10 protein-coding genes and 1 tRNA gene are annotated in these 8,083 nt (G+C 56.9%); 10 read left to right on the top strand and 1 reads right to left on the bottom strand.

Annotation, left to right across the window (positions count from 1 at the left end; all coding sequences use genetic code 11):
- Positions 1–9: 9 nt before the first annotated feature.
- The gene (locus AC3GOJ_RS08395; protein ID WP_488237015.1) at positions 10–426 is read right to left on the bottom strand and encodes a YhbY family RNA-binding protein; all 417 of its coding nucleotides are present in this window, start codon (positions 424–426) and stop codon (positions 10–12) included.
- A gap of 99 nt (positions 427–525) precedes the next feature.
- On the opposite strand from AC3GOJ_RS08395, the gene AC3GOJ_RS08400 reads away from it, so the two are divergent.
- The 10 genes from AC3GOJ_RS08400 to AC3GOJ_RS08445 all read left to right on the top strand — a co-directional run.
- On the top strand, positions 526–1,146 hold the full coding sequence (locus AC3GOJ_RS08400; protein WP_488237016.1) for an RlmE family RNA methyltransferase: 621 nt from the start codon (positions 526–528) through the stop codon (positions 1,144–1,146).
- Between the two features lie 170 nt (positions 1,147–1,316).
- Positions 1,317–3,149 (top strand): ATP-dependent zinc metalloprotease FtsH, encoded by a 1,833-nt coding sequence (ftsH, locus tag AC3GOJ_RS08405; protein WP_488237023.1) that lies wholly within the window; start codon positions 1,317–1,319, stop codon positions 3,147–3,149.
- An 87-nt stretch (positions 3,150–3,236) separates the two neighbouring features.
- The gene (gene folP, locus AC3GOJ_RS08410; protein ID WP_488237017.1) at positions 3,237–4,100 is read left to right on the top strand and encodes a dihydropteroate synthase; all 864 of its coding nucleotides are present in this window, start codon (positions 3,237–3,239) and stop codon (positions 4,098–4,100) included.
- Positions 4,100–5,458 (top strand): phosphoglucosamine mutase, encoded by a 1,359-nt coding sequence (glmM, locus tag AC3GOJ_RS08415; RefSeq protein WP_488237018.1) that lies wholly within the window; start codon positions 4,100–4,102, stop codon positions 5,456–5,458. The genes folP and glmM overlap by 1 nt, the downstream gene beginning before the upstream one ends.
- Positions 5,459–5,573: 115 nt before the next feature.
- Positions 5,574–6,344, top strand: a complete 771-nt coding sequence (gene tpiA, locus AC3GOJ_RS08420) for a triose-phosphate isomerase (RefSeq protein ID WP_488237019.1) — start codon at positions 5,574–5,576, stop codon at positions 6,342–6,344.
- 36 nt (positions 6,345–6,380) lie between these two features.
- Complete coding sequence (secG, locus tag AC3GOJ_RS08425; protein WP_488237024.1) at positions 6,381–6,755, top strand: preprotein translocase subunit SecG; 375 nt, start codon at positions 6,381–6,383, stop codon at positions 6,753–6,755.
- A 33-nt stretch (positions 6,756–6,788) separates the two neighbouring features.
- A tRNA-Leu gene (locus AC3GOJ_RS08430) sits at positions 6,789–6,873 on the top strand.
- Between the two features lie 73 nt (positions 6,874–6,946).
- Entirely contained in the window at positions 6,947–7,303 is a 357-nt protein-coding gene (locus AC3GOJ_RS08435) for an NADH-quinone oxidoreductase subunit A (RefSeq protein ID WP_488237020.1), read from the top strand.
- Positions 7,304–7,306: 3 nt separating this feature from the next.
- Complete coding sequence (locus AC3GOJ_RS08440) at positions 7,307–7,786, top strand: NuoB/complex I 20 kDa subunit family protein (RefSeq protein WP_162050274.1); 480 nt, start codon at positions 7,307–7,309, stop codon at positions 7,784–7,786.
- A 20-nt stretch (positions 7,787–7,806) separates the two neighbouring features.
- A partial coding sequence (locus tag AC3GOJ_RS08445; protein WP_488237021.1) for an NADH-quinone oxidoreductase subunit C occupies positions 7,807–8,083 on the top strand: 277 nt, incomplete at its 3' end.

Here is an 8,083-nt window from a genome sequence, read left to right on the forward strand (position 1 = left end):
TAGCCCCGTTTAGTTGTTCTGGAAGTTACGCTTTAGTTGGCGAGGGGCTTTGCGGCGGCCGGTTGCTTTACCGGATTTGTCGACTTTAACTTCGACTTTCGGACGCCATACGACCAGTAATTTGCCAATATGCTGAATGGCGGCAGCATTGAGCGTATTACAGATTTCCGCGAGGTAAGCTTCGCGAATTTCTCGCTCATCATTAACGACGCGGATTTTGATTAATCCATGCTTGTTAAGTGAATGACTGATTTCCTTGAGCACGGTTTCGGACAAGCCATTGTCTGCGATGGTGACCACAGGATTGAGGCTGTGAGCCTCGGCCTTGAGCGCACGGCGCTCGGCAGTGCTGATAGCCAGTTCGCCTGGAACAGGGGCTTCGGCGGTTTCGTCGGCAAGTAGTTGGGCGATACGATCAAGGGTCATGGTGAACTCAACGCAGTAAACACGGATAATGCAGGCTGGCATTGTACGCCAGCCTTGAATAGAACAGCGAACTCAATCGAGAGACAGCGGGCAGAATGTATGGCAAGAACCAAGACGAGTAGGGCGTGGATGCGGGAACATGTGAATGACCCGTGGGTTCAGCGCGCTAAAGCCGAGGGCTGGCGCTCACGTGCTGCATTCAAGCTGATGGAAGTTGATGACAAGGACAAGCTGATCCGTCGGGGTGCCATTGTGGTGGATTTGGGCTGCACGCCGGGCGGCTGGTCACAGGTGGCGCGCAAGCGCCTGGGCGATACGGGACGGGTCATTGGTCTGGATCTCCTGCCGCTGGATCCAATGCTGCCGGGCGTCGAGTTCCTGCAGGGCGATTTTCATGACGAAGCGGTGCTGAAACAAGTAGAGGATATGCTTCACGGGGCTAAAGTGGACCTTGTGCTTTCTGATATGGCCCCCAATATGTCTGGTATCCCTATGTCCGATCAGGCAAGGTCGATCCACCTGGCCGAGTTGGCGCTGGATTTTGCCGCCAATCACCTGCAGCCGCAGGGATCGTTTCTGGTCAAGGTCTTTCAGGGTTCGGGCTTTGCCGAATACGTGGTTGCCATGCGCCAGGTGTTTCGTAAGGTGGTGACCCGTAAGCCGGAAGCCTCACGGGGTCGGAGTAGCGAGTTGTATCTGTTGGGGCAAGGATTGAAATAGGGTTGAGCAGTCTTGTCCATGGTAGCGCTGTGGCCTTAAGGATTGTCCAAGGTTAGAGCGCAGAGTCAGGTTAGAATAGAACATTAGTTTCACTTTTTAGGCAGAAAGCCATCGTGAATAACAATCTGTTTCGCAACGTTGCCATCTGGGTCGTTATCGGTTTAGTGCTGATGACGGTGTTTAACCAGTTCAATAACAAGCAGGCCGCTCAGAACTCGGTTGAATACTCTCAGTTCATCGAAGAGGTCAAGGACGGCAAGATCAGTAAGGTTGTCATGGAGGGGCGTACCCTCAAGGCAACGACGACGGATGGCAAAAAGCTAACGTCTTATGCACCGCCGGATATCTGGCTGGTATCGGATTTGCTGAAGAGTGGCGTCAAGATTGAAGCCAAGCCAGAAGAAGAGCCATCGATGCTGATGAACATTTTTGTCAGCTGGTTCCCGATGCTGTTGCTGATTGGTGTCTGGATTTTCTTCATGCGCCAGATGCAGGGCGGTGGTGCCAAGGGTGGTGGCCCGTTCTCGTTTGGCAAGAGCAAGGCGCGCATGATGGATCAGGCGCAGAACACCGTCACGTTTGCCGATGTGGCTGGCTGTGATGAAGCCAAGGAAGAAGTGCAGGAGCTCGTCGATTTCTTGAAAGATCCGACCAAGTTCCAGAAGCTGGGTGGGCGTATCCCACGTGGCGTGCTGATGGTCGGCAGCCCGGGTACGGGTAAAACGCTGCTTGCCAAGGCCATTGCTGGCGAAGCCAAGGTGCCGTTCTTTTCGATTTCCGGTTCGGATTTCGTGGAAATGTTTGTCGGTGTGGGTGCTGCGCGTGTGCGCGACATGTTCGAACAGGCCAAAAAGCAGTCGCCCTGCATCATCTTCATTGATGAAATTGACGCCGTTGGCCGCCATCGTGGTGCCGGTCTAGGTGGCGGTAATGATGAGCGTGAGCAGACGCTGAACCAGATGCTGGTTGAGATGGATGGTTTCGAAGGCAGTCAGGGCGTGATCGTGATTGCTGCGACCAACCGCCCGGACATTCTGGATCCGGCGCTGCTGCGCCCGGGTCGTTTCGACCGCCAGGTGGTGGTACCGCTGCCGGATATCCGTGGCCGAGAAGAAATCATCAAGGTACACATGCGCAAAGTGCCGGTAGCGCCGGACATCAAGGCCGATATACTGGCCCGTGGTACGCCGGGTTTCTCGGGGGCCGATCTGGCCAATCTGGTGAATGAAGCCGCGCTGTTTGCCGCGCGCCAGAACAAGCGCCTGGTCGATATGGAAGATTTCGAGAAAGCCAAGGACAAGATCATGATGGGCGCCGAGCGTCGCAGCATGGTCATGAGCGAAGATGAAAAGCGCAACACGGCCTATCACGAGTCGGGCCACGCGGTAGTTGCCAAGCTATTGCCGAAGTCAGACCCAGTGCATAAGGTGACGATCATCCCGCGCGGTCGCGCGCTGGGCGTGACCATGCAGCTGCCGGAGCAGGATCGTTACGCCTATGACCGTGGCTATCTGATGGATCGTATCGCCGTATTGTTCGGTGGCCGTGTGGCTGAAGAGCTATTCATGAACCAGATGACAACGGGTGCGTCGAACGACTTTGAGCGTGCGACATCCATGGCGCGTGACATGGTCACCCGCTACGGCATGTCGGACCTGGGTCCCATGGTCTATGGCGAAAACGAGGGTGAAGTGTTCCTCGGTCGCTCTGTGACGACGCACAAGGCTTTGTCGGAAGCGACGATGCAACAGGTGGACGCCGAAATTCGCCGGATCATCGATCAGCAGTATGCGCTGGCCAAGCAATTGCTGGATGAGAACCGCGATAAGGTAGAAGCAATGACGCAGGCACTGCTGGAATGGGAAACCATCGATGCAGACCAGATCAACGACATCATGGCCGGCAATGCACCGCGTCCGCCGCAACCGCCGGCCGGTGGTTCGAGCCAGCCACCGTCAGCGACCGCTACGGCCAGCACCGATGGTGCGACCGCCGCCGCCTGATGGGCGAGAAGTCCCGCTAGATACTCGCTGAGGCCGACCCCTTCGGGTCGGCCTTTTTGTTGATTATGAATGTGTGTCTGATGGCTTATGTCTGACAGTCTGATTCTTTGTGGTGAACATACGCTGCGCTGGACGCCGGGCCGTCCGCTGGTGATGGGTATTGTGAATGTCACGCCGGATTCGTTCTCCGGTGATGGTCTTGCCCGGCAGACGGATGCCGCTTTTGAGCAGGCGCGCGCTATGATGGCGGCCGGAGCTGATCTAGTCGATATTGGTGCGGAGTCAACGCGACCAGGCGCAGCAGCCGTGAGCGCCGATGAAGAGTTGAGCCGATTGGTGCCTTTGCTCGAACGCCTGCAGAGCGCGGGGATTCCGGTGTCGGTCGATACGTATAAAGCGGTGGTGATGGAGGAGGCGATTCGCCTTGGTGCCGGCCTGATGAATGATATTTCGGCACTGGGGGACCCGGCAGCTGCCATCACGGTGGCGCCGCATGATCAGGTGTCCGTTTGTCTCATGCACATGCAGGGTCGGCCAAGGGATATGCAGCGAGCGCCGGTCTATGAGGATGTGGTGGCCGAGGTGCTCGAGTTTCTGGATGCCGCTGTGGTACGTGCCAGCACGGCTGGCATCTCACGGGAACGCATCATTCTGGATCCGGGATTTGGCTTTGGTAAGACATTTATTCATAATCAGACCTTGTTCCGTGCGTTGCCGGCGTTTGTGGCGAGCGGTGTGCCTATTCTGGTCGGGGTTTCCCGAAAATCCATGATCGGCGAGATTGTGGGTCATGCTGTCGATGGCCGTATGCCCGGTAGTGTGGCTGCTGCACTACTGGCGGCGCAGGCAGGTGCCGCGATCCTGCGTGTGCATGATGTGCTGCAGACCGTGGATGCATTGAAGATCAACCGGGCCCTGGGCCCGCAGTCATGTGAACGTTGGGGTGGGTGATGAGTCGTAAGTATTTTGGAACGGATGGAGTGCGCGGTCGTGTCGGGCAGTATCCGATTACGCCGGATTTTGTACTGCGCCTGGGTTATGCCGCTGGCCGTGTGCTGGTGAGCCGTTCTGACACCGGGGGGCATCGACCGGGGGTTCTGATTGGCAAAGACACCCGTAATTCGGGCTACATGCTGGAAGCGGCGCTGGAAGCTGGGTTTTCAGCGGCAGGGGTGGATGTTTGTCTGACCGGACCGCTACCAACGCCGGGTATTGCCTACCTGACGCGTGCCTTGCGTCTGCAGGCAGGGGTGGTGATTTCTGCGTCGCACAATCCTTTTGAAGACAACGGTATCAAGTTCTTCTCGGCCGATGGCAAGAAGCTACCCGATGACGTGGAACGTGCCATTGAAGCTGCTATCGATGAGATGGACGGTAAGCCGATGCAGACCGTAGAGCCGAAGGATCTGGGCCGGGCCCGGCGCATTGATGATGCCGCCGGTCGTTATATTGAATTCTGCAAGAGCACGGTGCCTGCCAGCTTTGATTTGCGGGGGCTGAAGATCGTCGTGGACTGTGCCCATGGCGCGGCTTATCACATTGCTGCGGAAGTGCTGCATGAGCTGGGGGCTGATGTGGTGGCCATCGGTAACCAGCCGGATGGTGAAAACATTAACGCGGGCGTCGGTGCGCTTCACCCGGAATCGTTGGGTCGTAAAGTTCTTGAAGTGGGCGCGGATTTCGGGATTGCCCTTGATGGCGACGCAGACCGTCTGGTAATGGTGGATGGTGCAGGCCAGGCATACGATGGCGATCAGGTGTTGTATGCGATTGTTTGCGAGCGGTTGTTGGATGGTCCGGTGGCTGGCGTGGTGGGCACCCTGATGACCAATATGGCGCTGGAGCAGGCGCTTCAAGCACGCGGTGTGCCGTTCAAACGGGCTAAAGTGGGTGACCGCTATGTCATGGAGCTGCTGGCGGTTGAAGGCTGGCTGTACGGCGGTGAAAACTCGGGCCATATTCTGGCCCTGGATCGACACACCACGGGTGATGGCCTGGTGTCGGCCTTGCAGGTGTTGGTGGCGCTGAAACGGGACGGGGGCTCACTGAGTGATTTGCTGGGTGAACTCAAACTCTTTCCGCAAACCATGATTAATGTGCCTGTTAAACCGGGCTTTGATTGGCAGCAGTACGATGCCGTCAAGGTGGCCGTGGCCGCCGCAGAAGGCCGTCTGGGGAATCGGGGTCGGGTGCTGTTGCGGCCGTCAGGGACCGAACCCGTACTGCGGGTCATGGTGGAGGCCGAGAACGCTGTTTTGTCACGCGATGAAGCTGAATCGATTGCTGCCGTAGTACGTCAGACCCTGTAAATCATTGACCAGGTAGCGGCAAAAAAATAGAATCATGGCTTAGAAACAAATAGATGGGGCGCTCGCCATGGGGTAGAGCGCCTTTTTATCGCATGAAGCGTACAAGAGAATCCTTATGACGGTCGTCAGAACGCCGCTGGTGGTAGGCAACTGGAAAATGAATGGCGGTTTTGAAGCCAATCAGTCCCTGCTTGAGGCTTTGCTAAGCCTGCTGGCGCAGAAACGCCTGCCGGATGTCGGGGTTTGTCCGCCGTTTCCGTATCTGCCCCAGGTAGGGGCGCTTCTGGCGGGAACGCCGGTCACCTGGGGAGCGCAGACGGTCAGCGAGCACCGTGTGGGCGCTTTCACTGGGCAGGTGTGTGCATCGATGCTCAAGGATCTGGGCTGCACGTATGTGATTGTCGGGCATTCGGAGCGACGTCAATTCTGTGACGAGACCAATGACGCGGTTGCCCGTCAGGCGATGGCGGCGCTGGATAGTGGCCTGATGCCCATCATCTGTGTTGGCGAATCTGCCGACGACGAGGCAGCTGGTGAGACGCTGGGGGTGATTGATCGTCAGTTGGCACCTGTGCTGGCAACACTGGCGGGTGTGGCAGATGAGGGTGCCAGTGTGGTGGTGGCTTACGAGCCGGTCTGGGCCATCGGTACCGGCAAAACACCAACCCCGGAAGGGGTCCAGGCGGTTCATGCCCATATTCGCCAGGCTTTGCTGCAGGCGGGCCTGGTTCAAACCCGCATTCTGTACGGGGGTAGTGTCAAGGCAGCCAATGCCGAAGTGTTATTCGGGCTGCCGGATGTCGATGGGGGTTTGATCGGGGGTGCCGCCCTGGATGCCCGGGAATTCAGTACAATCTGCACCGCTGCGGCGAGCCGCCTGGTGTAATAAGCAAGTTTTCTAGAAAGAGACGTGGGTAAACAGATGGATATTCTTTACGTGATCGTGATGGTCGTGAACATTGTGTCAGCCCTCGGGGTGATTGGACTGGTGCTGATGCAGCATGGCAAGGGTGCTGACATGGGGGCGGCTTTTGGCAGCGGTGCTTCGGGCAGCCTGTTTGGTGCTACCGGTTCGGCCAATTTTCTTTCACGCTCGACGGCGGTCCTGGCAACGATCTTCCTGGTGACCGCACTCATTCTCGCCAATCTACAATCTTCGCAAGCGAAAAATGCTGGCAGTGTGATGCAATCCAATGTAGAATCCAACCCCGCTGGTGCTGGGTCTGCGGCGGTACCGACGGAAGGCAAAACTGCCGATCCGGACGGTTCGTCGAAGGCTAAAAACGTACCTCGGTAAGTCGCTGATTTAAGTGATAAACCGGACAGGAATGCCGACGTGGTGAAATTGGTAGACACGCTATCTTGAGGGGGTAGTGGCGAAAGCTGTGCGAGTTCGAGTCTCGCCGTCGGCACCAGGACAAAGTGTTCGGCCTGGTTCGGTTATTGTTCTGAATGTTGTGCGTCATTTAGCAAACTTTGGGTGGCTTGATGCTCGAAAATTACTTTCCGATCTTGGTGTTCATTGTGGTTGGCCTCGCTGTAGGCGTGCTGGCCCGTGTCCTGAACCATGTTGTCGCGCCGAATAATCCCGATATCGAAAAGCTCTCTGCTTACGAGTGTGGCTTCGAGGCTTTCGAAGATGCGCGGATGAAATTCGATGTCCGTTACTATCTGATCGCTATTCTGTTTATTCTCTTCGATCTGGAAATTGCCTTCCTGTTTCCTTGGGCGGTTGTCGTCAAGGAAGTCGGAATGCACGGTTTTATTGCCATGATGGTCTTCCTGGGCATCCTGGTGGTCGGCTTCATCTACGAGTGGCGCAAGGGCGCCCTTGAGTGGGAGTAAGCGATGTCGAAGATTCAGGGCGTCCTCAACGAAGGCTTTGTCACCACAACGGCTGACAAGCTGATTAACTACTGCCGTACCGGTTCTCTGTGGCCGATGACCTTTGGTCTGGCCTGCTGTGCGGTGGAAATGATCCATGCCGGAACGTCGCGTTACGATCTGGACCGCTTCGGCATGGTGTTCCGTCCAAGTCCTCGCCAGTCTGATCTGATGGTGGTGGCCGGTACGCTGACTAATAAAATGGCACCGGCGCTGCGTAAAGTGTATGACCAGATGGCCGAACCGCGCTGGGTGGTGTCGATGGGCTCCTGTGCCAATGGCGGTGGGTATTACCACTACTCCTACTCGGTGGTGCGTGGTTGTGACCGTATTGTGCCGGTTGATATCTATGTGCCGGGCTGCCCACCAACCGCAGAAGCGCTGCTGTATGGCCTGATCCAGCTGCAGAACAAGATTCGTCGTACCAGTACGATCGCCCGCTGAGCACGGTAAGGGAAACGACTATGACGCAAAATACGCAAGTCCTCGCCGATACGCTGCAGCAGGTTCTGGGCGGTGCGATTGTTCGCATCAAGCAGGACCTGGGCGAGGTGACCATTGATGTTGCTGCTGCGGATTATCACGACGCTGCGCTGAAGCTGCGCGATACCGCCGGTCTCAAGTTCGACCAGCTGATTGATCTCTGCGGCATGGATTATCTGACTTACGGCGGCAAAGAGCCGCATTCGCAGCGCTTTGCCGTTGTGGTGCATCTGCTGTCGGTTGAGTTAAACCAACGCC

Source organism: Fluviibacter sp., assembly GCF_057744235.1.

Coding starts and splice junctions, on each gene's coding strand:
- AC3GOJ_RS08395 (WP_488237015.1), bottom strand. CDS start 426: ATGACCCTTGATCGTATCGCCCAACTACTTGCCGACGAAACCGCCGAA.
- AC3GOJ_RS08400 (WP_488237016.1), top strand. CDS start 526: ATGGCAAGAACCAAGACGAGTAGGGCGTGGATGCGGGAACATGTGAAT.
- ftsH (WP_488237023.1), top strand. CDS start 1,317: ATGACGGTGTTTAACCAGTTCAATAACAAGCAGGCCGCTCAGAACTCG.
- folP (WP_488237017.1), top strand. CDS start 3,237: ATGTCTGACAGTCTGATTCTTTGTGGTGAACATACGCTGCGCTGGACG.
- glmM (WP_488237018.1), top strand. CDS start 4,100: ATGAGTCGTAAGTATTTTGGAACGGATGGAGTGCGCGGTCGTGTCGGG.
- tpiA (WP_488237019.1), top strand. CDS start 5,574: ATGACGGTCGTCAGAACGCCGCTGGTGGTAGGCAACTGGAAAATGAAT.
- secG (WP_488237024.1), top strand. CDS start 6,381: ATGGATATTCTTTACGTGATCGTGATGGTCGTGAACATTGTGTCAGCC.
- AC3GOJ_RS08435 (WP_488237020.1), top strand. CDS start 6,947: ATGCTCGAAAATTACTTTCCGATCTTGGTGTTCATTGTGGTTGGCCTC.
- AC3GOJ_RS08440 (WP_162050274.1), top strand. CDS start 7,307: ATGTCGAAGATTCAGGGCGTCCTCAACGAAGGCTTTGTCACCACAACG.